Here is a 26,898-nt window from a genome sequence, read left to right on the forward strand (position 1 = left end):
TTTCCACGAACGGCCTTCCACGGGCCTCGGAGTGATCGCGACCGCCGCGGACCCGGAACGAGGCGCTCTGATTCGGCTCTGATGCGGCTCTGATGTGCGCCTCCTACCGTCGGCGGGCGTGAGGCCGGTGGCACACCGGCACCCGCGCCGCGGCCGACGGCGTCGCCGCGGCAGGGCGCCCGCGAGACGAAGGAGCCGGACGTGCACGATCCCGTCGCACCCCCCTTGCCCGCCGACACCGCCGAGCCCGCCGAGACCGAGACCGAGACCGAGGCAGAGGGCGGGGTGTTTCCGCAGGTCCTCCTGGACGCGCTGCGGAGCGCGCCCGGCAGCCCGGCCTTCGAACAGGGGGACAGGACCGTCTCCCGGGGTGAGCTGCTGGACCTCATCGGGCGCATGGCCGTGGCGATGCGGGAGGCGGGCCTCGGCCCCGGCCGGGGCGTCGCCGTACGGACCGGGGTGACGCCGGAGGCGTTCGCCGCCCAGATCGCCGCGCACGTGCTGGGCTGCCGCGTCGTGGCGGTGAAGCCCGGATACACGCCCCGCCAGCTCGCGCACGTCCTCGGGCCGGGAGTCGGGGCGGGAGCCGACGCGGGAGGCGAAACGGGAGTCGACGCGGTGGTCGTCGACCCGGCGTCCGCGACCCCGGACGTGCTGGGCGCGGCCGGGCCGGCCACGGTGCTGTCGCTCGGTCCCGTCGCCGGTGTGCCCGCCGCCGTCGACATCCTCGCCGCACCAGGAGGAGGCGGCAGCCCGATCCCCGCCGTCACGGCGCGTCCGGACGACGTGGCCCTGCTGACCTTCACCAGCGGCAGCACCGGCGAGCCGAAGGGCTGCGTGCTCAGCTATCGCGGCCTCGGCGCGCACTGGTCCTGGCCACGCGTCTGGTCGTCGGTCGAGCCCGGCTTCGCCGACAGGTTCGGGCGGCACATGCTGTTCGGCACCCTGGCCAGCCAGGTGGTGCTGGACTTCCTCGCGCCGTGCCTGCTCGGCGGGGGCACCGCGGTCATCCCGGAGGACGACGGCCGGCCGCTGTTCCCGTACGCGGTCGAGCGTCACCGCATCACCAGCGCCATCGTGACCCCGCCCCGGCTGTGCCAGATGCTCGACCTGCTCCGCGAGGAGCGGGCCGACGTCGGCAGCCTGCGCATGCTGATGGTCGCCGGATCGCCCGTCAGCCCGCACCGGATGCGGGAGGCGGCGGACCGGCTCGGCCCCGTCGTCTACCAGGGGTACGGCGCGACCGAGGCCGGGATGATCGCGATCCTCAACCCCGGCGACCTCGGCCGCGCGCCGGACTCCGTCGGCCGTGCCCACCCCAGCGTCGAGATCAGCGTGCGCGACGAGGAGGGCCGCCCGGTCGAGACGGGACGCACCGGTGAGGTCCACGTGCGCAGCCCCTTCCTGATGACGGGCTACCGGGGACAGCCGGAGGAGACCCGCGACGTGCTGCGGGACGGCTGGCTGCGCACCCGCGACCTCGGCCGCCTCGACGACGCGGGCCTGCTCTATCTGGCCGGCCGGACCAGGGACGTCGTCATCGTCAACGCGATCGTCGTCTACGCGGGGCCCATCGAGCGGGTGCTGGCCGGGCACCCGGACGTGGCCGAGGCGTACGTGACCGGCGCGCCGGACGAGCGGACCGGGGAGGCCGTCCACGCCTTCGTCGTCCCCGTGCCCGGCCGCGCGCCGGACCCCGCCGTCCTCACCGCCCTGGTCCGCGCCGAACTCGGCGCGGACAGCGTGCCCCGGACGATCACGATGGTGCCCGGCGTACCGGTCGCGGCGAGCGGCAAACCGGACAAGCGCGCCCTGCTGGAGCGGCACCCGCCGGTAGCGCTCTGAGAGATTTCTGAGAATCCCCCGCCAACACTGGTGAAACTTCAACCACCCAGCGAGGGAGGCGGCAGTGCCGGAAGAGACCCTTGACTACCTGGTGATCGGCGCCGGACCGGCGGGCCTGCAGATGGGCCATTTCCTGCACCGGGCGGGGCGGAGCTACCGGATCCTGGAGGCGACGCCCGCGCCGGGCGCGTTCTTCCGGACCTTCCCCCGCCACCGGAAGCTGATCTCCATCAACAAGAAGTACACCGGCTGGGACGACCCGGAGCTCAACCTCCGGATGGACTGGAACTCGCTGCTGTCCGACGACCCCCGGCTCCTGTTCACCCAATACAGCGACCGCTACTTCCCCGACGCCGACGACATGGTTCGCTACCTGGAGGACTTCGCCGCCACCCTGGAGTCGCACATCACGTACGACGCGCGGGTCGCCGAGGTCGCGCGCCCGGAGCCCGGCGGCCCGTTCACGGTGACCGACGAGCGCGGCCGGACGTACCAGGCCCGGCGGGTGATCGTCGCGACGGGGGTCACCCTGCCCAACGTCCCGCCGATCCCCGGCGTCGAGACCGCCGAACAGTACGGCGACGTCTCCGTCGATCCCGCCGACTACACGAACAAGCGGGTGCTGATCATCGGCAAGGCCAACTCGGCCTTCGAGACCGCCGACAACCTCATCGAGACGGCCGCGGTCATCCACGTGGCCGGGCCGCACTCGGTCAAGCTGGCCTGGCGGACGCACTTCGTCGGGCACCTGCGCGCGTACAACAACAACTTCCTCGACACCTACCAGCTCAAGCTGCAGAACGCCGTGCTGGACGGCGACGTCCGGCGCATCGAGCGCCGGGCCGACGGCTCCTACCTGGTGACCGTGGCGTTCGTCCGGGCCGACGAGGTCACCAAGGACATCCCGTACGACCGGGTGATCGTCTGCACCGGATTCCGGTTCGACCCCTCGATCTTCGCTCCCGAATGCCGGCCGGAGCTGGCGATCAACGACAGGTTCCCGGCGCTGACCCCGGCGTTCGAGTCGGTCAACGTGCCGGATCTCCACTTCGCCGGGACGATCACCCAGTCGCGCGACTTCAAGCGGGGGACCAGCGGGTTCATCCACGGGTTCCGGTACGGCGTGCGCGCCCTGCACCGGGCCCTGGAGGCGCGGTACCACGGCGTGGAGTGGCCGGGTCGCGACCTGCCCGCCGAGCCCGGCGCGCTCGCGGCGGCCGTGCTCGAACGGGTCAACCGCAGTTCGGCGCTGTGGCAGCAGTTCGGGGTGCTGGCCGACGTCATCGTGCCCGACGGCCGCGGCGGCGCGCGCTACCTGGAGGAGGTGCCGCTCGACCTGCAGGGGCCACCGGTCGGCGACCAGGGTCACTTCGCCGTCACGCTGGAGTACGGCCCCGGCCACGACCAGGTGGACCCCTTCGACATCTCGGTGGGGCGGATCACCCAGAGCGACGCGGAGCGCGCGCACGAGGGCCACTACCTCCACCCCGTGGTGCGCCGCTTCCGGAACGGCGTGGTGGAGGCGGTCCACCACGTCACCGAGAACCTGGAGAACGACTGGACGTCCGAGCAGGTGCATCTCAACCCGCTGCGGGACTTCTTCCAGCACCACAGCATCCCGGTCTCGGTGTGACGACCGTGCTCACGACCATCGGGGAGTACGAGGCGGCGGCCCGCGACCGCCTCGCCCCCGCCCACTACGACTACTTCGCCGGCGGGGCCGGCGAGGAGATCACCCTGCGGGCCAACGAGACGGCGTTCGCCCGGCTCGCGCTGCTGCCGCGCGTGCTGCGCGGCGCGGGGAGCCCCCGGACCGGGGTCACCCTGCTCGGCAGCTCCCTGGCCATGCCCGTGCTGGTGGCGCCGACCGCGTTCCACCGGCTGGCCGATCCCGAGGGCGAGCGGGCCACGGCCCGTGCGGCGGCCACCGCGGGCACCGTCATGATCGTGAGCATGGCCTCGACCATGGCCGTCGAGGACGTCGCGTCCGCCGCGTCGGGCGTCACCCTGTGGTTCCAGCTCTACCTCCAGCCGGACATGGACTTCACCGAGGCGATCGTCCGGCGGGCGGAGGCGGCCGGCTGCGCGGCGCTGGTCGTCACGGTCGACTCCCCAGCCCGGGGGCGGCGGGACCGGGACGCCCGCAACGGCTTCGACGACCTGCCCGACGGCATGTGCTGCGAGAACCTGCGCGACGGCGACCGGGTGCGGTCCATCGTCATGTCGCCGGAGATCGGCTGGGAGCACGTCGACCTGCTGCGGCGGATGACCCGGCTGCCGATCGTGCTCAAGGGCGTCACCCACCCCGCCGACGCCTGCCTCGCCCTCGACCACGGCGTGTCGGCGCTGTACGTGTCGAACCACGGCGGACGGCAGCTCGACACCGTCCCGGCCGCCGTCGACCTGCTGCCGGCGATCGCCGCCGCCGTCGGCGGCGCCGTACCCGTGCTGGTGGACGGGGGGATCCGGCGCGGCACCGACGTGGTGAAGGCGCTGGCACTCGGCGCGTCCGCCGTCGCGGTGGGCCGTCCGGTGATCTGGGGCCTCGCGGCGGACGGCGAGCGCGGCGCGGCGCGCGTGCTCGGGCTGCTCCGCGACGAGATCGAGCACGCGCTCGCCCTGTGCGGCGTCGCCTCCGTACGGGACCTCGGACCCGACCTGGTGCGGCCGTGCTGACCGCGCTGTGGGCGGCGGCCGCGGCCCTCGTCGTGATCAGCCTGCCCCGGTGGCTCCCCGGGCGGGTCGTCGCGGTGCGCGGGTGGGTCTTCACCCGGATCAACGGCGACGAGAGCATCCCGGTCCCGGGAGACCTCGTCGGCGTCGATCGGTTCAGGGAGGTCTACTCCCACCCGGCGGCCTCCGGCCGCAGCAGGGGCGCCGCCCTGTCGGACCTGTTCTGGTACTGGCTGTCGCCGGGGCCCGAGATGCACCAGGAACATCTGGAGGAGGGAGAGCGCTACGACGCCGTCGCCCTGGCCACCCGCCGGATCCTGTCCGTGCCGCGGGCGCGGGCGGAGGAGCTCACCCGCCGCTGCGTCACCCGTACGCTGCGGGATGGGCAGGGGCGGGAGAGGCGCGGCGTGGTCCGGCTGCGTGACCTGATGATGCCGGCGTGGGCCGAGTTCTCCTACGAGCTCGTCTTCGGCGAGGAGTGCCCGCCGTACGCCCGCGACCTGATCGTCGGCAACGCGGACGACGTCGTCACCGCCCTGAAGTGCTGCGGCCTGCGGCACATGGACCGGCGCGACCGGCTGACCGCGTATCTCGTCGAGTCGCTGCCACGGGTGCGGCAGGAACTCCCGCCCGGCCTGACGGACCGGGAGCAGGCGCTGTATCTCCAGGGCGCCTTCTTCAACACCGCCGTGGTGCAGATGTCGGAGGCCACGGCGCACGTGCTGATGGCCCTCGCGCAGCATCCGGAGGTCCAGGACAGGGCGCGGGGCGGCGACGACCGCTACCTCGACCAGGTGATCTCGGAGACGCTGCGGGTCTATCCGCTCTTCGGCATCGCGCACCGCGTCACCACCGGCGACATCCCCCTCGGGGAGGGGTCCGCGATCCCGGCCGGCTCGGTGCTGTGCTTCGACTACCCCTCCTTCCACCGCGCCGGTTTCCCCGATCCGGAGCGCTTCGATCCGGAGCGCTTCGCCCCCGGCCACGCCCCGGTCCGGGAGCTCAACCACATCCCGTTCGGCATGCCGGCGAACCGCCCCTGCCCGGCCTGGCGGCTCGCCCCCCTGATGATGCGGGTCGCGGTGCGGGAGACCCTCCGGGCGTACCGGCTCGACTCCACCGCCGCCCACACCCGGTCCCTGCCCAACCGGGGACCCTGCCTTCTCACCCCCCTGGGGGCCCCGCGCGGGCCCGGACACCGCCTGACGTTGCTGTTCATGCGGTTCCGGGACGACTGGGAGAACCTCTGGCGCAGTCTTGTGCAGCTCGTCCTCGGCACCTACATGGTCTGGGACGCGCGGAGGCTGCGACTGTGCGAGCGCCACTTCGCCGATCTTCCCGGCGACGCCATCCGATCATGAGCTGCTGAGGAGCATGTGCATGTTCGTTCCGGCCCTTTCCCTGGCGGCCGCCCCCGCCACCGACCACAACCTCCAACTGGTCCTCAAGGTGCTGCCGGCCCTGGCCGTCATCCTGCTGGCCGCGGCGGTGTGCGGCCGCCTGGCCACCATGGTCATGCAGCCGCGCGTCGTCGGCGAGATGGTCGCCGGTGTCCTGCTCGGGCCGACGCTGCTCGGCGCGCTGTTCCCCGACGCCCAGGCGGCGTTGTTCCCCGCCGACGTCCGACCCGTCCTGTACGTGCTCAGCACCATCGGCCTGACGTTGTACATGTTCCTCGTCGGAGCCGGGATCGACCACGACGCCCGCGCCCCGGGCGAGCTGCGCAAGGCGAGCGTGCTGGCGGCGTCGGGGATCGGCTCCCCGATGATCCTCGGCGTCGGCGCCGGGCTCCTCATGTGGGGCCAGCTCTCCCGCCCCGACGTCGGCCGGCTGGAGTTCGCCCTGTTCCTCGGGGGAGCGCTGTCGCTCACCGCGTTCCCCATGCTCGCGCGGATCCTGTACGAGCGCGGGCTGCAGAACACGCGGGTCGGCCGGCTCACCCTGCTGGCCGCCTCCATCGACGACGCCGTGGCGTGGTGCCTGCTCGCGGCGCTGTCGGCGGTGCATCTGGGCGGCGGCCCGGCCGACACGCTGCGCACCATCGCCCTGACGGCGGGGTTCGCGGCCGTGATGCTCCTGGTGGTGGCCCGGCTGCTGCGTCCGCTGGGCCGCCAGGTCGCCCGCACCGGGCAGTTCGGCGCGGGCGCCGTCTACGTGGTCGTCCTGGTGCCGCTCACCGCCGGGTTCATCACCGACGCGATCGGCGTCTACTCGGTGTTCGGCGGCTTCATCGCCGGGCTCGCCATGCCGCGCGAGCCGGCGTTCCGCGCCGCCCTGCACAGCCGGATGATGGACGTCGTCTCGACCCTGCTGCTCCCCGTCTTCTTCGCGTTCTCCGGGCTGAACACCCATCTCGCGGGCATCGCAGGAGGTCCCGCGCTCCTGGCCTTCGCGGTGATCCTGGCGGCGGCCTTCTGCGGGAAGTACTTCGGCTGCTCCCTCGCGACGAGGGCGATGGGCTTCGGCTGGCGCGAGTCCTGGGCGGTGGGCGCGATGATGAACGCCCGCGGGCTGATGATCCTCATCTTCATCAACATCGGCCTGGCCCAGGGCATGATCACGCAGGAGGTCTTCGCGATGCTCGTCCTCGTGGCCGTGATCACCACCGCGGGCGCCATGCCGCTCTACAAACTGGCGCTTCCGGAGCGCCTGGAGCGGGTGCGCGCGGCGGAGGCGGAGAGCGTGGCCGGGCGCGAGCGGGCGGCCGCCTGAGACCGGTTTCAGCTACTTTCACGTTTCGGTCGCGAGGCGGCCGGGGGAAACCTGCTGAAACCGCAGAACGCAGGCGACGGGAGCCGGAAGCGCGATCCAAAAGTCTGGATATTTCCCGATATTGGTGCCACGGTATTGCAGTGGCACGGATATCGGGGACATCCGAACCGCGCTCTCGTCGCCTGCTGCTCGTGGAGGACGACCGCGAGCTGGGAGACATGCTGGCCGATGTGCTCACCGACCAGGGATACACGGTCGACCTGGCACTGGAGGGGCAGCGGGGCCTGCATTTGGGACTGAGCCGCGGCTACGACGTCATGATCATCGACCGCGGGCTTCCCGTGGTCGACGGGCTCGACCTGCTGAGACGCCTGCGCCGCCAGGCGGTCACCGTGCCGGTGCTGATGCTCACCGGCTTCGGCGCCGTCGCCGACCGGGTCACCGGGCTCGACGCCGGCGCCGAGGACTATCTGGTCAAGCCGTTCGAGATCGACGAACTGCTGGCCAGGATCCGCGCCCTGCACCGCAGGAACCTGGACCAGGCCGCGCTGCTGCCGCTCGGCGCCGGCTGGCTCGACTCCGCGTCCTTCACCGTACGGCTGCCGTCCGGAGAGCAGGTGACGCTGTCGGGCCGGGAATACTGGCTGCTTCACGCGCTGGCGGCCCGCCCCCGGCAGGTGCACACGCGCTCCTCGCTGCGGCAGCGGGTCTTCGACGGGGCCAGCACCGAGTCGATCGTGGACACCTACGTCTACTATCTGCGCAACAAGCTGGGCCCGGGCGTCGTACGCACCGTGCGCGGCGTCGGATACCGCCTGGGCGAGCTGTGACGCCCCGACGGCCCTTCGATCCGGAGCGCCGCCTGCTGATCCGCGCCCGCCGCCGGATCACCCTGCAGGTCGCGGGCGTCTTCTGCCTGGTGACGGCGGTGATGGGCGCGGTCGTCTTCTGGGCGGTGGCGCACGGGCAGGACGTCGGTGCCCGGCGGGACCTCGCCGTCGCGGCGCAGGTGGCCCCGATCTCCCAGCCCCCGCCCTGCGTCTGGCTCTTCGAACTGCACGGCGGCACCATGCGGAGCTCGCCCGGGGCGCCGTCGATCCTGCCGATCCGCGCGACGCTGGACGCGGTCGCCGCCGACGGGAGGACGCGGACCGGCCTCGTCCACCTCGCCGGGCGCGACCTGCTGGTCCACACCCAGCTTCGCGGCGACGTGCCGGTGCAGGCGGTGCAGGACCTGCGCTACCAGACCGCCGAGCGGCAGCGGCTGCTGCGGGTCCTCGGTGCCGCCGAGATCGCGGCTCTCCTGGCGGCGCTGCTGATCGGCCAGGTCCTCGCCCGCCGGGCGATCGCGCCGCTGGGCGAGGCACTCGACCGGCAGCGCCGGTTCACCGCCGACGTCAGTCACGAGCTGCGCAGCCCGCTGGCCCGCCTGCACGTCCGCGCCCAGCTCGCCGCCCGGCGCCTGGGCCGGGAACCGGATCCCGTCGTCGTCGCCGGCGACCTCGACCGGCTGGTCACGGGCATCGGGCAGCTCGGCGAGGTGATCGAGGACCTGCTGCTGTCGAGCCAGCTCAGGCAGCACCGGCCGTCCGGGCCGGTCGACCTGGCCGCCCTCGCCGAGGAGTCGGCCGGAGCCGAGGCGGCCCGCGCCGGCCAGCGCGGGGTGACGATCGACGTGCGGTGGGGGCCGGGCGACCACCTCGTGCGGGGAGCGCAGTCCGCGCTCCGCCGGGTGATCTCCGCGCTCCTCGACAACGCGCTCCGGCACACCTCCGCGGGCGGCCACATCTGGGTGACGATCTGTTCGGGGCCCGACGTGGTCCAGCTCAGCGTGCGGGACGACGGGGTGGGGCTGGACCCGCGCGAGGGCGAGCGGTTGTTCGCCCGGCACGCCGGGGCGCCCCACAGCGGAGGTCTCGGCATCGGCCTGGCTCTCGTGAGCGAGGTGGTGGACGCCCACGGCGGCACGGTGCACGTCGACGGGCGGCCGGGGGCCGGGGCCGTCTTCACCATCAGCCTGCCCCGTACGGCGGCGGAACCGGTGCCGAGCGAGCCCCGGCTCCTGCTGCCGCAACAGGCGCGGAGCGGGCCCTCCCTGCCCGCCCGGGACGGGCCGGCGGGCCGGTGACCTCAGCCCGCGACGCTGCGGAGGGGTTCGGCGGGCAGCGTGTGCGGGGCGCAGGCCGGGCAGTCCGGCGCCGCCGGAGGGCGGGAGTAGACGTGCTGGTCGGGGGAGACGAGGTTGATCCCGGTGACGTGGCTGCCCAGGACCGCGGGGATCCCGGTCAGGAACGCGATGACGGCCTGGGCGGTCAGGTGCCCCGACACCCCGGCCGAGGGTGCGATCACGCCCGGCCCGCCGAGGCCGACCGGGATTCCGGGGGCCAGTGAGGCGTCGACGCTCGCGGTCAGGCACTCGTAGCAGGGGCCGCCGGGGACGAACGCGGCCACGCTGACCAGCGGGCCGTTGTAGCCGCCGAGCGCCCAGGGGATCCGCTCCGCCAGGCAGGCGCGGTTGGCCCAGACGCGGATGCCGCCCCGGCCGGCGGGCTCGTCGGCGCACATCGCCACGGCGTCGAAGCCGCGGACGAGGTCGAGCATGTCCTCCTCGCACTCGGCCGCGCGGGTCTCCCCGGTCACCCGTACGGAGGAGTTGACCTCGGCGAGCCGGGCGGCGGCCACGTCCACCTTGGGGCTGCCGACGTCGGCCTCGCGGTAGAGGGCCTGCCGGGTGAGGTCGGACAGTTCGACCACGTCGCGGTCGACGCAGTGGATCTCGCCGACGCCGCACGCGGCGAGCGCCCAGGCGGTGTGGCTGCCCGTCCCGCCCAGCCCGAGGACGAGGACACGCGAGCGCTTGAGGCGCACCTGCGCCTCCCAGCCGTGATCACGGGGGCCGTCGCGGGGGATGTCGCGGGGCACGAGGTCGGCGCCGCGGAAGTACGCCGCGTTGCGTGAGTACCGTTCGAGCTCGGGCAGGCCGAACTCCTCGGGCCGCGGGCCCGCGGCGTCCTCGACGTACCCCGAGTCGAGCAGGAGACGGACGACGCCGGCCGCCTCGGTCTCGGACAGTCCGGGGAAGGCGCGGACCAGACGGGTGGCGATCTCCTCGGGGGTCCGCGTGCCGTCCATCGCGTTCAGCGCCGCCCAGGCGTGGCCGCCGGGATCGCTGATCTCCGCCGTCGCGCCGTAGGTCGGTGCGCCTATCCGGATCCGGTCCGTCCCGTATCTGTGCGGACGGTGCTGGGCTTTCACACGGGGCAACCGCACGGCGACCTCTCGGCATCGCGAGCATGACCATCATCGACAGGTGGATCTTTCTGGAAGTGTCCAGGTCTGTCAAGGACGATGCCCAAGTCGCATCGGCGGGCTTACGGGGCCGGCTCACTGGGCCGGCTCAGGGGGCGCGGCGCAGCTTCCGCAGGAACGTCCAGAAGCCGGACCGGGCGGGCGGCCGCCAGCCGTCGGCGTCCGTCTCCTCCGGCGGCGGCTCCTGGCCGGCGGTCGCCGGACCCGGGCGGGACACGGGCACGGCGTTGGGGTTGACCTCGAACCGCACGGGCAGGGAGCGCAGCGCGCGGACGAACGGGGAGGGCCGCCAGGGCAACTGCTCGGGCGGGGTCGCCAGGGTGAGCGCCGAGATCCGGTCGAGCAGCCGGCGTACGGCGATCGTGCACATCTGGGTGGCCAGCCGCTGGCTGGGGCACCTGTGCGGGCCGGCGCCCCAGGCGAGATGGGCCCGGGTGCTGCGTACGGTGTCGCGGTTCAGGGCGGAGGCGAACAGGGGATCGGCGTGCGCACCCGAGATGGACAGCATGACCGGGTCTCCGGCGGCGATCGTGAAGCGCCCGAGCTTCACGGCCGTCCTGGCGTAGCGGAAGGTCAGGTTGGCCAGCGCGGGGTTGAGCAGGGCGACGCGGTTGACCAGCTCCTCGATCTGCCCCGACGTCACCGACGTCCGCAGGTCCGGGTTGCCGACGGCCTCGACGATGACGTTGCAGATCAGGCTGCCGGTGAAGTCGAGGAAGCCGGACAGCATGAACAGCTCGCGCGCCACCTCCTCGGGGGTGAGGGCGGGGGCGGCCGCGAACATGGCGGAGGGCAGGTCGTGACCGGGCCGGTGGCGCTTGGTCGTCGCCAGTTCCAGGAGGGCGGTGTTCAGGCGCTGGTAGGCCCCGGCGGCGTCGGGACCGTCCAGCAGGCGCCACTGATCCATGATCATTTCTTCGCCGCGGTCGAGGGTGACGCCGAGGAGGTGGTTGGCGACCATGAGGGGCAGCGGCCGCCCGTACTGCGCGGCCAGGTCCGCCCATCCGGTGGGCGTGCCTTCCGTCATGACGCCGATGAGGTCGTCGCAGTACTTCAGAATGGCGCGTTCCAACTTCTGGGTGTGCTCCCCACCGGGCTCCTGGAACTCCCGCAGGCCGGCGATCCACGCGCCCCGGAGACCGCGGTGCCGGTCCCCGTCGTGGAAGCCCGAGTTGTCGGCGGACAGGAGGGGGATCAGCGGCCAGTCGGCGGGGATCCGGCCCTCGGCGAACGCCCTCCAGTGGCCGACGTGCTTGCTCCAGAAATCGTCCGGGTTCTGCATGATGTAGCGCACCTCGTCGTACCCGAAGGCGAACCACACCGGCACACCGTGCAGCTCGATCGGGGCCACCGGGCCGTACGCGGCGCGGAGGCGTTCGTGCACGCGTGCGGGATCCGCTTGGTACTCCCTCGTCAGCAGGGATTCCAGGGGCATCGACGACAGATCTTCCGCGGCCGGTGCCGGCCATATGTCGGGGGTCAAGGAATCGCCCGCCTTTCCGGTCGCCCGGACGGCGCCGATTGCGCGACGCCCGGGTCTGGGCGGCGATCTTAGAGTGCCCGGCCGCGTCTGTCAGCGGCCCGCGGGTCCAGGAGGCGGCACTGTTCCTTTCTCGTGATCGAGCACGCGTTGCCGGTTGTCCGGCGACGTGTGCCGTCGCGGCGGTGGGGCCATGGCGGGACGCTCCGCCATGGCCCCGGCCCCCTGTGGGGGGACGTGCTCCGTCAGAGGCCGAGCCCGATCAGCAGCGGATCGTGGTCGGAGGAGCGGTAGGCGTCCGGCGCGTACAGGTAGGGCGGGTTGAACTCGGTGTTGTAGTCCATGAACCTGCCCTCATCGGCGTTGACGTGCCAGATGGTGGCGCCGGTCACCAGCCTGTTCAGCTTCTTGTCGGCCAGGGCGTGGTCGAGCTCGCCCGACAGGCCCTCGAAGAGGTAGCTGTAGCGGTCCTCCTTCTTGACGTGCTTCTTGCTCAGGCTGACCAGCCCGGCGTCCTCGAAGGTGTGGATGGGGTCCTCCTCGCCGTAGGCGTTGATGTCGCCGACGACGAGCGTGTTCCGCAGCTTGAGGCTGTCGATCAGGGCGAGTACGGCCTGGGCCTGCTTGACCCGCTTGGCGTTGAAGCAGCTCTGGCCGTCCCCCTGGTCGGCGTCGGCGCCGGTGGCGGGAATCGAGTCGGGCCCGTCGGTGCAGCCCTTGGACTTGAAGTGGTTGACCAGGATCGTGAAGATCTCGCCCTTGCCGTTCGCCCTGCCGAAGGTCTGCACCAGCGGCGGACGGCTGAAGATCGGATCGGCGGAGGACTGCGGCCCGCCGATCGGGGTGACCTTGGCCGGCTTGTAGATCAGTGCGGTCTGGATGAGGTCGGTGCCCGGGTTCGGGTGGGTGATCGCCTTGTACGTGCCCGCGCCCGCCGCGGCGTTCAACGCGTCGACCAGGGCGTTCAGCGCGACGTTGTTGTTGCGCTCGATCTCCATCAGGCCGGCCACGTCGGGGTCGAGAGCGAGGATGTTGGCGACCAGCTTCGCGAGCTGGCGGTCCCGCTCGGCGGCGGTGGTCGCGCCCCGGGACTTCAGGGTGGTGAACCAGTTGAGCGTGTTGAGGCTGGCCACCCGGACGTTGCCGCCGACCCTCTTCGGCTCCGCGGGCCGCGGGTTCTCCGGCCGGAAGACGACCGGCTGGGTCGGCTCGACGCGGTAGACGCCGAAGCCGTAGGTGAGCACCCCGGTCAGGTTCTTCACCTCGTCGCCGATCCGGACTGTGTTGGATCCCTCGGTGTGGTACGGCAGGGTCGGCGGGTTCTGCGCGTTGGAGCCGTCGTCGAGCAGGATCGAACGCCGCGCGTCCTTCCCGGTGTCCACGCCCTTGCGGTCGGTCGGCTGCCACAGGCGGCCGCCCTCGGCGAGGGTGATCTCGCCGTACCGGCCGAGGTTGTAGATCTCGGAGGCGGCCATGTCGTCCTTGAAGGTGACGAGCATGTTCTCGTACCGCTCGAAGGTGGCGCCCTCCTTGAGCGGCAGATTCACCTCAACCGGCTTGATCGTGCCGGTGCCGCACACGTTCACCGCCGTGGCCGGCGAGATCTCCGTGAGGCCGTTGTACTCGACCGCCTTGCCGGAGACGAGGACGCGGTCGCCGGCCTTGACCGGCGAGGAGGAGAACACGAACACGCCCTCGGAGGTCGCCGGGTCCTTGTCCGGCTTGGGGTCCTGGACGTAGAAGCCGCCGAGCTGGCCGGCGCCCTGGAAGGAGCCGGTGACGACGCCCTCGACCCGGACGTCCTGGCCGGCGACGGGGCTGACGTCGCCGTCGCCCTGCACCTGCGCGATCCGGTGGGTGACCGGCGTGTCGCACGTGGGCGACGGGCTCGGGGTGGCGGAGGGAGACGGGCTCGCGCTCGGGGAGGGGGAGGCGGACGGCGACGGGCTCGGGCTCTCGCTCGGGGAGGCGGAGGGAGAGGCGGACGGGCTCGGGCTCTCGCTCGGAGTGGCCGAGGGAGACGGGGACGGATCCGGGCCGGCGCAGGGGGCCGCCGTGCTGGCGCTGTTGCGCGGCGCGGGCGCCGCGGCCTCGAAGTCGGCGCCGTTGTCGTCGGTGTCGGTGCAGCCGCCGCCCCTGCGGATCGCGGCGGTGCCGTTGGTGAGCCCGGGCGCGGGGGTGCCCTCGAAGAAGTTCGCGGTGCCGTAGCCGACCAGGTCCGCGACGAGCGCGAGCTGCTCATCGGTGCAGGGAACGGTGGAGCCGTTGCAGGCCAGGCCGGTGGTGGAGCGTACCAGCGCGAGCTTGCCCGCCGTGCCGCTCATGTTGACGCCGCCGACGTCGTCGGGCGTCGGCAGGGAGCCGCTGGGCGTGGTGCCCGCCGCGAGCTGGACCAGGTGGTACTGCCCCGGGGCGAGGGTGCCACTGAGGTCGGTCTTGTTGGCGGAGAAGTTCCCGGTTCCGGTCGCACTGGTGTACTGCACCGACCAGCCGCTCAGCGAGACGGAGGCGCCGGTGCGGTTGAAGAGTTCGACGTAGTCGTTGGTGAGGGGGGCGCCGGAGTTTCCGCCTCCCCCGTAGACCTGGCTGATCACTACTGTTCCCGGCGCCGCGGCGGCGGGAGCGGGCGAGAGGGCGGCGATCGAGCCGGCGGCGAGGCCGGCGGTGACGAGGATCGCGAGTGCCCGAGGTGTTGCGCGCATGGCCTGAGAGTAAAGCCGCCTTAATCAGCACAGACCATCTTTTCTATGTATGAAGGGTGAACGCCTGATGGGCGGCGGCACGCACGGCCCGGAGCCCCGCTGCCGACAAATCGCCCAAACGGGATGAAAGTTCGCCCAGAGCTATCGCCTTCTGCCGGTTGCGTGTGCTGTGGCCTATTTGTTGGCTATTTGTGACATATGCCCAGAATGAGGCGATAGTTCGCCTTTGCTTCAGCCTCTTCACGCACGTCGTTCACTCCTGAAATCCACTGTGGCCGCTCGAAGACCACGCCGTTTTATCGGCGTCTTATCGAACCTGATGGAAGGGACTGCACCAGATGCAGCCAGTGGCAGCGAGAAAGCTGCTGGGAGGCGTGAGGAGACGAGGGCGTCTCGCCGCGGCCGTCGTGATCGCCATGGTCGCGACGCTGCTCGCCGGCGCCGTCGTGACCGCGGCGCACGCCGACCCCGGCCCCGCGAAAGCGGGCCAAGGACGTCCCAGCCCGGCGCCGACCGGTTCCCCCACCCCGCCGACGCTCAGCCCCGCCGGTGGTTCGTACCTCGAAGGCATGGTGAAGGTCGCGGCGGTCCCCGCCGCGGCCGGCGACAGTGTGACGAAACTGGCCGTCGACGGCGGCGCGCTGAACGCCACCCGTACGGTGGGCGTGTCCAGGCTCCGTTTCGACGTCGGCTCGAACTCGACGGAGGCGCGGTACCACAACTACGTGCTCGTCAACGGCGCGTACCGGACCGACATCGGCGACCTCGTGAACGAGCGGGCGACCATCGAGATCCCGAACGAACACCTCGTCAAGGGCGAGAACACGATCGAGATCTTCGCCGGGACGGTCCAGAGCTCGTGCGGCACCAACTACGACGACTTCGTCCTGTCCGACGTGGGCCTCGAACTGCTCGGCGAGGTCGCGGACGGGGAGGACAACCCGTACACCCTCTCCTTCGGCGACGGCAACTGCGGCTCGAACACCGCGCTGCTCAAGCAGGCCGCGCTGAAGTTCTTCGTCAAGGGCGACCCGCAGGGGACGACCGGTCTCGCGGCGGACCTGGACACCACGACGCTGGCGAACGGCGAGCACGCCATCACCGCCACGACCGCGTCCGGGGCCACCGTCAAGAACGCCGTGACCGTGAACAACGCCCCGGCCGGGGCGCCCCGGCTGACGCCCACGGACGGCACGCTGGTGGCGGGCACCACGCCGGTGTCCGCGACCGTGCCCGCCGTGGGCGCGGGCGGCGTCTCGGCCCTCACCGTCGACGGCGCCGAACCCGCCGGCAAGGCCACACTGGGCGACGGCGCGGCGAAGTTCAGCTTCGACGTGGGCGCGGACGCGATCGAGGACAAGTACGACGACTTCCTGCTCGTCAACGGCAAGCGCGTCGACCTGGGCGGATCCTGGGTCAACCAGCGCGTCACCGTCGCGGTCCCGGCCCGGCTCCTGGTGCCCGGCGACAACGTGATCAAGGTCATGACCGGCGACTGGAAGGCGTCCTGCGGCGTCGATCGCGACGACTTCACCATCGCGAACCTCGGCCTCGCCCTCGACGGCGCCACCGTGACCGGCCGTGACGTCAAGCCGTCGTACGACATGGGCGACGGCACCTGCGGCAGCGGCCAGACGACCCTCCGCGAGGTCGAACTGCGCTACACGATCGACGCCCCGGGCGTCCGCGTCGTCCGGACGCTCGGCTCGGGCGACGCGACGCTCAGCTTCACCGTGGGCAGCAACTCGATCGAGGCGCGCTACCAGAACCACCTGCTCGTCAACGGGCGGAAGGTCGTGCTCGACGGCGACTTCGTGAGCCGGCGCGTCGACTTCACCTTCCCGAACGAGTATCTCGTGCCCGGCTGGAACACGATCGACTTCGTGACCGGCACCTATCCGACGTCGTGTGGCAACAACCGCGACGACTTCGCGATCTCGAACATCGCGCTCACGCCGGTGCGGGGCACGGCGAGCGGCCAGATGCTCAAGGGCTCCTACAGCATGGGCGACGGCAACTGCGGCGACAACGTGAACCTGCTGACCGAGATCGACCTCGAGTTCCTCGTGGACGCGCCCGCGGCCGGCCTGCGTGCGGACCTCGACACCACCGCGATCAAGGACGGCAGGCACACTCTCGCCGCGACCTCGACCACGGGGGAGAAGGCCACCCGCACGCTGGTCACCGACAACACGGCGCCCAAGGTCGCCGCGAGCGTCCCCGCCGCGGGCGAGAAGATCACCGCCTCCGTCGTGCTGGACGTCACGCTGGAGGACGCCTCCGGCGTCGTGTCCGGGCCGGACGTCACGCTCGACGGGCAGGCGATCGCGCTGGGCGCCCAGGTGGGCCCCGGCCTGTCGCCCGGCAGGCACACCCTCGCCGTGACCGGCGCCGACTCGCTCGGCAACACCGCCACCCGTGAGATCGCGTTCGAGTCCGCCGGCATCCCGGACGTCCCCGCCGAGCTCACCCCGGCGTCCGGGACCGCCGACGTGCCGGGCACCGTCACGCTCTCGGCGAAGGTCGCCGAGCCCGGCGGAGGAAAGGTCAAGGCGACCTTCTCCGAAGCCGACATTCTGACCCCGAACCAGGCGTACCAGGGCGTCGTCGACGCTGTCCCCACGACCCTCCAGGTGCCGGGCGAGAAGAAGCTCAAGGCCACCGGGCTGGAGCCCGCCGACGGCGCCACGCTCGACGCGCCCGCCGGCCGGGACGTCACCTACCAGCGGTACGACATCCAGGTGAAGGGCCATGTGGACGCCCCGGTCCTGCGCTGGGAGGGCGTCATCGACCCCGAGCGCCTGGTGTCGCTGCGGGCCTGGAACACCAAGGCCCGGGCGTGGGACCTGCTGACGAGCGCCCGCGGCTCCGCCGAGGGCCAGACCGCCCTCACCGCCGTGGTCGGCGACCGGTACGTCGACGGGCAGCAGGTCCACGTGATGGTGACGGGTGAGGACCCGTTCGCCGACGACATCGACCCCGGTGACCCGAACGGCTTCGCCGACCCCTCCACGTACGACTTCTCGATCGTCCACTTCACCGACACGCAGTATCTGTCGGAGGGCGCGGTGGAGCAGGAGACCGCCGAGGAGCGCGCGGTGTGGGAGTCCGCGTACGCCGGGATCGTCAACTGGATCAAGGGCAACAGGGACCAGCGGAAGATCTCGTACGTCGCGCACACCGGCGACATCATCGAGAACAACATCAGGAAGCCCGCCGACGAGGCCACCCAGCGGGAGGTCACCGGCGAGCTGGAGGTGTCGTCCAAGCAGCAGAAGGTGCTGGACGACGCGGGCATCCCCAACGGCGTGATCGCCGGCAACCACGACAACCAGTCGGGCACCGAGGACGGGCCGGAGGCGATCTACAACAAGTACTACGGCCCCGGCCGCTACCAGACGGCGGCGCAGGGCTGGCAGCACGCGGAGTACGGCGGGCCGTGGAAGGAGGGCGACAACCAGAACCACTACGACCTGTTCTCCGCGGGCGGACTGGACTTCGTCGTGGTCGGCCTGTCGTACGGCGTCACGCGGGAGGAGGCCGAGTGGGCCGACTCCGTCTTCAAGCGGTTCCCCGGCCGCAACGGCATCCTGCTCTCGCACGACTACCTCGTGCCGAGCACCAACCCCGACGGACGGGGCGCGGGATTCTCGGCGCCCGACGGCTCGATGCTCTACAAGACGGTGGTCGAGAAGAACCCGAACGTCTTCCTCATCCTCGCCGGGCACGAGCACGGCGTGGGGACGAACGTGAAGCCGAAGGTGGGCCAGGTCGGCAACGGCGTCGTCGAACTGCTGGCCGACTACCAGTTCTACACGGTCTCGGCCGACCGCCTCGGGCTCACCCAGGTCGGCGGGTACAACCCGGACGACCAGCTCCAGTTCGGCGCGAGCTTCTTCCGCCTGCTGCAGTTCAACGTCAAGCGGGCGGAGCTGACCGTGGACACCTACTCGCCCCTGCTGAACGACTTCGGCGCGGGCGAGTTCGACCCGCTGCGCCGGTACGACGGGCGCGAGGACAACATGGTGCTCCCGGTCGATCTCACCACCCGTACGACGAGCTTCGCCACCGACTCGCTGGCCATCTACAAGCCCACCCGGGTCATCGGCACGAGCACGGTCGAATCGGGTCAGGTCGCCTCGGTGACCTGGAACCGCCTCAAGGGCGACACGGCGTACGCCTGGTTCGTCACCGCACGCTCCACCGGCGGCGGCGTGACCGCCTCCGAACCGAGCGTGTTCGTCACCAGGGACGAGCACGGCCGTCCCGGCAAGTGGGGACCGGACTCGCCTCTCTACCGCTGGTTCCAGCACAAGAAGGGCTGAGCAGTCCGTGACCGCCGCCCCGGGCCCCGCTGTCACGGCGGAGCGCCCGGGGCGGCTTTCCCCCTCGAATCACTCGAATCCTGGAGAAACAGACATGTCCCGTAGGCGCCGGCTGTCCGCGGCCGTCCTCGCTCTCGCCTGTGCCGTCGCCTGTGCCCTCGGTGTGCTGGCCGCCGCCCCGGCGTCGGCCCACGACGCGACCACGAAGGCGCACGCCACGGTGACCGGAACGGGCGCGGACGTCAGAGTCGTGCTCGACCTGGAGTACGACCTCCTCATGAAGTCGGCCTGGCTGTACGCCGAGGCGTACGACGCGAAGGAGCGGGCCGAGCAGCTCCGCCAGCTGAAGAAGAACCACGCCGCGGTCGTCGACTACATCACCCGCCGGTTCGCCGTCGCGTACGGCGACTCGCCGTGCACGCCCACACCCGTGGGCGACGCGGACGTGCGCACCCGCGACGGGGTGGCCTTCGCGGTGGTGACCCTCGCCTACCGCTGCGCGGGCGACGGAGACGGTGGGCACACCGTCTCCAGCGCGATCTTCCCCGACGCCGAGAGCTTCGTGCACAGCACGCAGACGATCGTCGGATACACGCTCGACGGCACGACGGGCTCCGCGGTGCTGACCGCCGCGAACCCGACGCTGCGGGTCGGCGAGCACCGGGCCTCCCACCAGGTGGGGGAGTTCTTCCTGCTCGGCGCCGAGCACCTGCTGTCCGGCCTCGACCACGTCTTCTTCCTGCTCGCCCTGCTCATCGGCGCCCGCCGCGCGCGCGACGTCGTCGTCACGGCCTCCGCCTTCACGGCCGCCCACAGCATCACGTTCCTCCTGGCGGCACTCGGGATCGTGCACGTGCCCGCGGGGATCGTCGAGCCGGTCATCGCGGTGTCGATCATCGTCGTGGCCGTCGCCAACCTCCTCGGCCGCGACGAGGACAGACTGGGCGGATGGCGGCTGCCGATCGTCTTCGCCTTCGGCCTGGTGCACGGGCTGGGCTTCGCGAGCGCGCTGGACATCGAGGAGAAGGGGTCGTGGGAGCTGCTCCTGTCGCTGCTCAGCTTCAACGCCGGCATCGAGGCGACCCAGCTCCTGATCATCGCCGTGCTCTTCCCGCTGCTGGCGCTGCTGCGTCGTACCTCCGCCGCCCACTGGATGACAGCCGCGATGTCGGTCCCCATCGTGGCGGTGAGCCTCTACTGGTGCGTCGACCGGATCGCGCTGCCCCTCTGACGCGCAGGTCAGCCGGTGGGGCGGGGGACCTGGGCGAACGTCGACAGCCTGAACCACCGGGGCAGGGCGCGGCGGGCCGCCTCCGGGCCCTGCACCTCGACGGCGCCGGAGCGCAGCGCGCCGGACCAGGTGAGGTCGCCACGCCAGATCTCGGTCATCCGCCGCAGGCCGGCGATCACGCTCACCGTCGGCGGATAGCCGGGGTCGTCGTCGCACACGTCCACGTCGCCGGGCGTGATGACCAGCCACCAGTGACGGGTATGCGCGGGGACGTCCGTGAAGCTGAACCGCACCACGGTGCGCTGCCCGGGGACGACGTCGTGGTCGACGTTGCGGTGCATGTCCCACAGCAGCAGCTGCGGATCGAGGTCCTCGTCGCCCAGCTCCGGGATCCAGCGGATGCCCCAGGCGCCCAGCGCCTCGACCACCGGCCGCAGCTCCTGTCCTGCCGGGGTGAGCAGGTACCGTACGCGGTTGCCGTCGGGACGGCGCTCCAGGACGCCGGCCCGCTCCAGCCGGTTGAGCCGCCTGGACAGCAGCGAGGGGGACATCCTCGGCACCCCGCGGCGCAGCTCGTTGAAGTAACGGCTTCCGGTGACCAGCTCCCGGATGATGAGCAGTGTCCAACGTTCGTCGAGCAGCTCCATCGCCTTCGCGACGGGACAGAATTGTCCGTACGAGGAACCCACGCCGCTCAGCGTAACCCCGGGACGAAACCACCAGGTGGTACACATCTCGTACTAGAGACGGACTCCCGGCCTTTCTAGCGTCGAGCCATGACTCTGACGATGAACGAGCCCCTGCACGACGCCGGCGTCGTCGCGCTGGCCGCCGAAGTGGGACGGGAATGCGCCCTGACCGAGGCGCGGCACGACCTGGACGCCACCTTCGTAGCCGAGGGCTACCAGGCGATGCGGGACCACGGCTACCTGCGGCTGGCCGTACCCGCCGGGTTCGGCGGCCTGGGCGCCGGGCTGCGTCAGGTGGTGCTGGCCGAGGGCGAGCTCGCCCGCCATGCCGGGTCGGCCGCGCTCGCCGCCGCCATGCATCTCTACCTGACCCTGGTCCAGTGCTGGCGGCACCGCCGGGGCGCGCCGGACGCCGAGGGCGCGCTGCGCCGGATCGCCGCCGACGGGCTGATCATGGCGACCAGCGGCCCGGCGCCGAGGTGCTGCACGCGGGCGTGCCGCTGTCGAGCCCCGGCGTCTCCCTCGTGGAGACCTGGGACACCCTCGGCATGCGTGGCACCGCCAGCCACGACCTGGTGTTCGAGGACGTGTTCGTCCCCGCCGACAAGATCCTCGGGCGGCGGCCGTACGGCAGGCTCGCGGGGCCGCTGCTGGTCGCCGCGATCCACTTCGCGCCCGTCGCGGGCGCGGTCTACCTGGGCATCGCGCAGGGGGCGTACGACGAGGCGCTCCGCGTCATCGCCGCGCGTGCCGGAGACCCGGCTCCCGCGGTGGTGCGCCAGTTGGGGGAGATGGCCGCCCGCCTGCGGGTGGCCCGGTGGGCGCTGCTCGCCGCCGTCGAGGAGGTCGGCGACGACCCGCCGGCGGACGAGCCGGCCCTGGTCACGTTGATGACGGCCAAGCGGCACGCCGTGTGCGAGGCGAAGGCCGTCGTCGATCTCGCCCTCGACGCCGTGGGGGGCGCCGCGTTCTTCCGTACCTCACCGTTGGAACGGGCATATCGGGACGTCCGCGGCGGCTCGTTCCACCCCCTCACTCCCGAGGCGACCCTGGCGCTGGCCGGTGCCGCCGTGCTGGCCGAGGCGAGACGCGTGCCGTGACCGGCGGGGTGAGCCTCCCGGCTCACCCCTTGCCGGGGAGGCGTCCGGACGCGCGCGACCACCAGAGCAGGGCGGCCGACACCAGACAGGCGGCGGTGACCCACAAGGGGGAGACGGTCGGTCTCGAGAAGGTCGTGATCATCCCGTACAGGTCATCCGGCCGGGTGAGAACCCAGCCGCCGGGGAGGCCGAGATCGTGCCCGCCGGTCAGGGCCATGATGGCGGGCCCGGCGAACGCGGTGAGGAGCAGCGCGCCCATGGCCGGCCAGAACGCACCCCGCCGGTGCAGGGCGACGAGCACCGGCACGGCCAGCCCGCCGAGGCCCACGAACAGGTCGAGGCCCTGCCACAGCGCCGGGGAGACGCCGGTCACCGCGCCACTCAGGTCGTGGGACGACCGGTAGAGCGACACATGGGACCCGATCCACGCCGCGTGGTAGTTGGCCAGCGGCGGGAGGAGCAGAACCACGCACGCGGTGAGGCGGGCCGCCGAGGTGACCGCGGCCCTCCCGCCGGCCGGCAGCGCGTACGGCGCGGGACAGCCGTGCGTTCCGGCGAGCTCGTGGGCGGACCGGGCCAGCCAGATCACGAACAGGGCGTCAGCGGCCGAGGTGGCCTCGTCGTAGACGTCGTAGAGGTCACCGGCCCCCATCAGCGGTTGTCCCAGGATGAGGAGCACGAACGGGGCGAGCTGGGAGGCGACGCCGTACCACACCGTCGTCCGGCCCCAGCGGCCGTCCCGCCGCTGCGCCACGAGCGCCAGCCCGCACCACACCAGCGTTCCGAGGCCGGTGAGATTGTCGTCCAGGGCCGTCCGCCAGCCCTGGGGCCAGTCGAGCGCGTCGGCCACCTCGGTCACCGCCACGCACAACTGGGCCAGCAGGCCGGCGCCCAGAGCGAGATCGGCGTGACGCAGGACGCGGCGCAGCACAGGGTGGAAGAGCACCATGACCGCCGACATCAGGAGCGCGTCGAGCACCACCGCCCACCACGGCCAGATCGGCATGACCGCGTAGAACGCCCAGAACGCCACTGCCGCGTACAGCGCCCACTGCAGCGAGCGGGTCTCGCGGTCGTCGGAGAAGGGCTTGGGGAACGGCAGGCCACCGAGGCTCTGCCACAGCGCCCAGGCCCACAGACCGCCCGCCAGGACGAGCACGGTCACGATCGGCCAGGTGGCCGTGGCGTCCTCGTCCGCGCAGGTGAAGAGCGACAGCCGCCACAGGAGGCCGACGTCGTCAGAGGCCGGCGCGAGCCCGGCGGCGACGACGAGCGCCGCCGCATAGCCGCCGGTCACGAGGACGGCGGGAAGGATCGACCGACAACGGCGCACGCGTCACATCCAGGAGACCGATCAAGGGGGCGGGCGCTCACCCTAGCGATCCCTGACGCGAGTCGCTGCTGATCTTGATGTCTCGTGACGCGGGTGTCCCGCGTACGGGGGATCGGACGGCCCGGAGCCGGGCCGGTGCTGACACGACGCGACGAAGGCGACCGTGCGGGACGTTCGTCTTTGCGGCCGTGAACCTCCTCATCGGTGACTGTCCGGGAGGGCGGCTGCGGGGACGTGGTGTCTGTCCCCGGACCGCCCCGCGCCACGGCCGCCGGGTCAGGCCCCGGCTCGGCTGTTAGCGCTCACATCTCTTCCCTGTCGCGGTTCCTTCTCTGTCAGGCGGGTGGTGGTGGGCAGATCGGAGCCAATACGAGGCGAAGAGGAGACGTCAAGGACGGCTCCTCGCGCCTGCTGAGGGGTGGCGGGCGTGTGTGTGGCTCATCAGGCGTTATCGGCGGGCGCGGCCTGTGACGGCGTGAGGATTGGTCTGAAACTTTCTCTGGGGGCTTGACACGTTTCGGCATGGTTTCCAAACTGTGTCCCTAGGCGGCTTCCTCCTGCCATGTGGTGGTGCGCGGTGAGGACCGCAGCTCGCGACGCCCTAGTGGTGTGCGTTTCCCGGTCACGGGACGCGGCGTCGATCGCGTGGGAGACCTCGCGTGTCCGCTTTTCCCGTGATTCAGTCTGGAGCACTCCCTCATGGGCACCAAAGCCTTACTTCCGTCGCGGCCTTTCAGGAGTCCGCGGGTGCTGATCGCCGCCGCCGTCGGCGTACTCGGCATGGTCGCCGCGGTGACGGTGTCGACGACGCCGGCCGACGCGGCGGCGAGCACGCTCGGCGCGGCCGCCGCGCAGAGCGGGCGCTACTTCGGCACCGCCATCGCCGCCGGCCGGCTCGGCGACTCGAACTACACGACCATCGCGAACCGCGAGTTCAACATGGTGACGCCCGAGAACGAGATGAAGCCCGACGCGACCGAGCCCAACCGCGGTCAGTTCAACTTCTCGGCCGGCGACCGGGTCTACAACTGGGCGGTGCAGAACGGCAAGCGGGTCCGTGGACACACGCTGGCCTGGCACGGCCAGCAGCCGCCCTGGATGCAGTCCCTGTCGGGCAGCTCGCTGCGGCAGGCGATGATCGACCACATCAACGGCGTGATGGCCCACTACAAGGGCAAGCTCTACGCCTGGGACGTGGTCAACGAGGCGTTCGCCGACGGCAGCAGCGGTGGCCGGCGTGACTCCAACCTGCAGCGCACGGGCAACGACTGGATCGAGGTGGCGTTCCGCACCGCGCGGGCCGCCGACCCGTCCGTCAAGCTCTGCTACAACGACTACAACATCGAGAACTGGACCTGGGCCAAGACGCAGGGCGTCTACAACATGGTCAAGGACTTCAAGTCGCGCGGCGTTCCGATCGACTGCGTCGGCTTCCAGTCGCACTTCAACAGCGGCAGCGCGTACAACAGCAACTTCCGCACGACCCTGCAGAACTTCGCCGCCCTCGGCGTCGACGTGCAGATCACCGAGTTGGACATCCAGGGCGCCTCGGCCACGACCTACGCCGCCGTGACCAACGACTGCCTCGCGGTGCCGCGCTGCAACGGCATCACCGTGTGGGGCGTGCGCGACCAGGACTCCTGGCGGTCCGGTGACACCCCGCTGCTGTTCAGCGGCAACAACAAGAAGCCCGCCTACGACGCGGTCCTCAATGCCCTGAACTCCGCTCCCCCCGTCTCCCCCAGCCCGCCGGTCAGCCCCAGTGCGAGCCCGAGTTCGAGCCCGTCGGCTTCGCCGACGAGGTCCCCGCTTCCCGGCGGATGCTCGGCGACGATCAAGACGATCAACAGCTGGGGTGGCGGGTTCCAGTCCGAGGTGACGGTGCAGGCGGGCAGCTCGGCGGTCAACGGCTGGACCGTCAAGTGGACCTGGCCGAGTGGCCAGAGCGTCAGCAGCCTGTGGAACGGCCGGCAGAGCACGTCCGGTTCCTCGGTGACCGTCACCAACGAGACCTACAACGGCTCGATCGCGGCGGGCGGCTCCACGACCTTCGGCTTCACCGCCAACGGCAACGCGGCCACCCCCACCGCCACCTGCACCAGCCCCTGACGTGCGGCTGAAAATGACGACAAGGAGAATTCAGATGCATCTGCCCTGGCGAGCGCGGTCACCGCGCCTGTCCGCCGGCACGACCGCGGCTCCGGCCCGGCGTAGCTCGCGTCGCGGCCTCGCGATCGGCGCCGTCACGGCCCTGCTGGGCGGCGGAGCCGGCCTGGTGGCCACCCAGCCCGCCCAGGCCGCCGTGGCCTGCCGGGTCGACTACGCCATCTCCTCGCAGTGGGGGGGTGGGTTCGGCGCCAGCGTCACCATCAACAACCTCGGTGACGCGGTCAACGGCTGGCAGCTGACCTGGTCCTTCGGCGCCGGTCAGCAGATCAGCCAGATCTGGAACGCCACCAACACCCAGTCCGGCTCGACGGTGACGGCCACCAACGTCTCCTACAACGCCTCCATCCCCTCCGGCGGCAGCGTCAACTTCGGGTTCAACGGCTCGTGGAACGGCAGCAACCCGGTGCCCACCTCGTTCTCCCTGAACGGCGTGGCCTGCACCGGCAGCCCGGGCTCGCCCAGCGCCACTCCCAGCTCCACCCCGTCGCAGTCGCCCAGCTCGACGCCGTCGCAATCCCCGTCCCAGTCCCCGTCCGCGTCGCCGTCTCCGTCCGTGACGCCGACCGGTACGTGCAACCTGCCGACGTCGTACCGCTGGACGTCGACGGGCGCGCTGGCGCAGCCGAAGTCCGGGTGGGTCTCGCTCAAGGACTTCACCAACGTCGTCATCAACGGCAAGCACCTGGTCTACGCCACCACGCACGACAACGGGTCGAGCTGGGGCTCGATGGGCTTCAGCACGTTCACCAACTGGTCGGACATGGCCTCGGCCACCCAGACCAAGATGAACTCGGGCACCGTGGCGCCCACGCTGTTCTACTTCGCGCCGAAGAACATCTGGGTGCTGGCCTACCAGTGGGGCGGGACCGCCTTCACCTACCGGACCTCCAGCGACCCCACCAACCCCAACGGCTGGTCCTCGCCGCAGACCCTGTCCACCGCGAGCATCTCCGGCTCCGGCACCGGCCCGATCGACCAGACGCTGATCGGTGACGGCCAGAACATGTACCTGTTCTTCGCCGGCGACAACGGCAAGATCTACCGGCAGAGCATGCCGATCGGGAACTTCCCGGGCAGCTTCGGTTCCAACTACACCCAGATCATGAGCGACTCGACCAACAACCTGTTCGAGGCGGTCGAGGTCTACAAGCTCCAGAACCAGAACAAGTACCTCATGCTCGTCGAGGCGATCGGCTCGCGGGGCCGCTACTTCCGCTCGTTCACGGCCGACAGCCTGAGCGGCTCGTGGACGCCGAACGCCGCGACCGAGAGCAACCCGTTCGCGGGCAAGGCCAACAGCGGCGCCACGTGGACCAACGACATCAGCCAC

At 71.5% G+C, this 26,898-nt stretch carries 17 protein-coding genes and 1 pseudogene; 13 read left to right on the forward strand and 5 right to left on the reverse strand.

Translation table 11 applies throughout. The annotated features are described in order from the left end of the window. Window positions 1-201 precede the first annotated feature (201 nt). The 7 genes from F5972_RS14155 to F5972_RS14185 all read left to right on the forward strand — a co-directional run bounded on the left by F5972_RS14155 (window position 202) and on the right by F5972_RS14185 (window position 9,358). Window positions 202-1,845: a class I adenylate-forming enzyme family protein gene (locus F5972_RS14155; RefSeq protein ID WP_225311462.1), complete on the forward strand. Its 1,644-nt coding sequence runs from the start codon at window positions 202-204 to the stop codon at window positions 1,843-1,845. A 64-nt stretch (window positions 1,846-1,909) separates the two neighbouring features. Further along, on the forward strand, window positions 1,910-3,478 hold the full coding sequence (locus F5972_RS14160) for an NAD(P)-binding domain-containing protein (RefSeq protein ID WP_150933891.1): 1,569 nt from the start codon (window positions 1,910-1,912) through the stop codon (window positions 3,476-3,478). Continuing rightward, on the forward strand, window positions 3,475-4,521 hold the full coding sequence (locus tag F5972_RS14165; RefSeq protein ID WP_225311463.1) for an alpha-hydroxy acid oxidase: 1,047 nt from the start codon (window positions 3,475-3,477) through the stop codon (window positions 4,519-4,521). The genes F5972_RS14160 and F5972_RS14165 overlap by 4 nt, the downstream gene beginning before the upstream one ends. Next, complete coding sequence (locus tag F5972_RS14170) at window positions 4,515-5,879, forward strand: cytochrome P450 (RefSeq protein WP_191910104.1); 1,365 nt, start codon at window positions 4,515-4,517, stop codon at window positions 5,877-5,879. Before F5972_RS14165 ends, F5972_RS14170 begins: the two co-directional genes overlap by 7 nt. Before the next feature lie 19 nt (window positions 5,880-5,898). Further along, window positions 5,899-7,230 carry a cation:proton antiporter domain-containing protein gene (locus F5972_RS14175; RefSeq protein WP_191910105.1) on the forward strand — a complete coding sequence of 444 codons (1,332 nt, stop codon included), beginning with the start codon at window positions 5,899-5,901 and terminating at the stop codon, window positions 7,228-7,230. Window positions 7,231-7,421: 191 nt separating this feature from the next. Beyond that, window positions 7,422-8,060 (forward strand): response regulator transcription factor, encoded by a 639-nt coding sequence (locus F5972_RS14180; protein WP_225311464.1) that lies wholly within the window; start codon window positions 7,422-7,424, stop codon window positions 8,058-8,060. After that, the gene (locus tag F5972_RS14185) at window positions 8,057-9,358 is read left to right on the forward strand and encodes a sensor histidine kinase (RefSeq protein ID WP_225311465.1); all 1,302 of its coding nucleotides are present in this window, start codon (window positions 8,057-8,059) and stop codon (window positions 9,356-9,358) included. The genes F5972_RS14180 and F5972_RS14185 overlap by 4 nt, the downstream gene beginning before the upstream one ends. Window positions 9,359-9,360: 2 nt before the next feature. On the opposite strand, the gene F5972_RS14190 is transcribed toward F5972_RS14185, so the two are convergent. The 3 genes from F5972_RS14190 to F5972_RS14200 all read right to left on the reverse strand — a co-directional run bounded on the left by F5972_RS14190 (window position 9,361) and on the right by F5972_RS14200 (window position 14,721). Beyond that, window positions 9,361-10,485, reverse strand: a complete 1,125-nt coding sequence (locus tag F5972_RS14190; RefSeq protein WP_225311466.1) for a HesA/MoeB/ThiF family protein — start codon at window positions 10,483-10,485, stop codon at window positions 9,361-9,363. A 142-nt stretch (window positions 10,486-10,627) separates the two neighbouring features. Then, the gene (locus tag F5972_RS14195; protein ID WP_150933894.1) at window positions 10,628-11,974 is read right to left on the reverse strand and encodes a cytochrome P450 family protein; all 1,347 of its coding nucleotides are present in this window, start codon (window positions 11,972-11,974) and stop codon (window positions 10,628-10,630) included. A 290-nt stretch (window positions 11,975-12,264) separates the two neighbouring features. After that, on the reverse strand, window positions 12,265-14,721 hold the full coding sequence (locus F5972_RS14200; protein ID WP_150933895.1) for an ExeM/NucH family extracellular endonuclease: 2,457 nt from the start codon (window positions 14,719-14,721) through the stop codon (window positions 12,265-12,267). A 374-nt stretch (window positions 14,722-15,095) separates the two neighbouring features. On the opposite strand from F5972_RS14200, the gene F5972_RS14205 reads away from it, so the two are divergent. Then, a complete protein-coding gene (locus F5972_RS14205) occupies window positions 15,096-19,046 on the forward strand; it encodes a metallophosphoesterase (RefSeq protein ID WP_191910106.1) in 3,951 nt (1,316 codons plus the stop codon). Window positions 19,047-19,140: 94 nt separating this feature from the next. Next, the gene (locus F5972_RS14210) at window positions 19,141-20,277 is read left to right on the forward strand and encodes a HupE/UreJ family protein (RefSeq protein WP_150933897.1); all 1,137 of its coding nucleotides are present in this window, start codon (window positions 19,141-19,143) and stop codon (window positions 20,275-20,277) included. An 8-nt stretch (window positions 20,278-20,285) separates the two neighbouring features. On the opposite strand, the gene F5972_RS14215 is transcribed toward F5972_RS14210, so the two are convergent. Beyond that, on the reverse strand, window positions 20,286-20,966 hold the full coding sequence (locus F5972_RS14215; RefSeq protein WP_150933898.1) for a winged helix-turn-helix transcriptional regulator: 681 nt from the start codon (window positions 20,964-20,966) through the stop codon (window positions 20,286-20,288). A 99-nt stretch (window positions 20,967-21,065) separates the two neighbouring features. Here F5972_RS14215 and F5972_RS39345 point away from each other — a divergent pair. Together F5972_RS39345 and F5972_RS14225 are read left to right on the forward strand one after the other, a co-directional pair. Further along, a pseudogene (locus F5972_RS39345) lies at window positions 21,066-21,275 on the forward strand (hypothetical protein); the annotation flags it as partial. Between the two features lie 185 nt (window positions 21,276-21,460). Then, entirely contained in the window at window positions 21,461-22,066 is a 606-nt protein-coding gene (locus F5972_RS14225) for an acyl-CoA dehydrogenase family protein (protein WP_225311467.1), read from the forward strand. A 22-nt stretch (window positions 22,067-22,088) separates the two neighbouring features. Here the strand turns inward: F5972_RS14225 and F5972_RS14230 are convergent, their stop codons facing one another. Continuing rightward, the gene (locus tag F5972_RS14230) at window positions 22,089-23,363 is read right to left on the reverse strand and encodes a hypothetical protein (protein WP_150933900.1); all 1,275 of its coding nucleotides are present in this window, start codon (window positions 23,361-23,363) and stop codon (window positions 22,089-22,091) included. A gap of 783 nt (window positions 23,364-24,146) precedes the next feature. Between F5972_RS14230 and F5972_RS14235 the strand changes: the two genes are divergently transcribed. Together F5972_RS14235 and F5972_RS14240 are read left to right on the forward strand one after the other, a co-directional pair. Then, window positions 24,147-25,508, forward strand: coding sequence for an endo-1,4-beta-xylanase (locus F5972_RS14235; protein ID WP_225311468.1), 1,362 nt, complete (start codon window positions 24,147-24,149; stop codon window positions 25,506-25,508). A gap of 34 nt (window positions 25,509-25,542) precedes the next feature. Then, window positions 25,543-26,898, forward strand: a 1,356-nt coding sequence (locus F5972_RS14240; protein ID WP_150933902.1) for a non-reducing end alpha-L-arabinofuranosidase family hydrolase, incomplete at its 3' end; no start/stop codon positions are given.

Source organism: Microbispora cellulosiformans (assembly GCF_008728085.1).
In the GTDB taxonomy this organism is placed as follows: Bacteria; Actinomycetota; Actinomycetes; order Streptosporangiales; family Streptosporangiaceae; genus Microbispora; species Microbispora amethystogenes.

What these genes read in the sequence shown, in the direction of transcription:
- F5972_RS14175 (WP_191910105.1), top strand. Translation starts at nt 5,899, where the DNA reads ATGTTCGTTCCGGCCCTTTCCCTGGCGGCCGCCCCCGCCACCGACCAC.
- F5972_RS14195 (WP_150933894.1), bottom strand. Translation starts at nt 11,974, where the DNA reads ATGCCCCTGGAATCCCTGCTGACGAGGGAGTACCAAGCGGATCCCGCA.
- F5972_RS14200 (WP_150933895.1), bottom strand. Translation starts at nt 14,721, where the DNA reads ATGCGCGCAACACCTCGGGCACTCGCGATCCTCGTCACCGCCGGCCTC.
- F5972_RS14210 (WP_150933897.1), top strand. Translation starts at nt 19,141, where the DNA reads ATGTCCCGTAGGCGCCGGCTGTCCGCGGCCGTCCTCGCTCTCGCCTGT.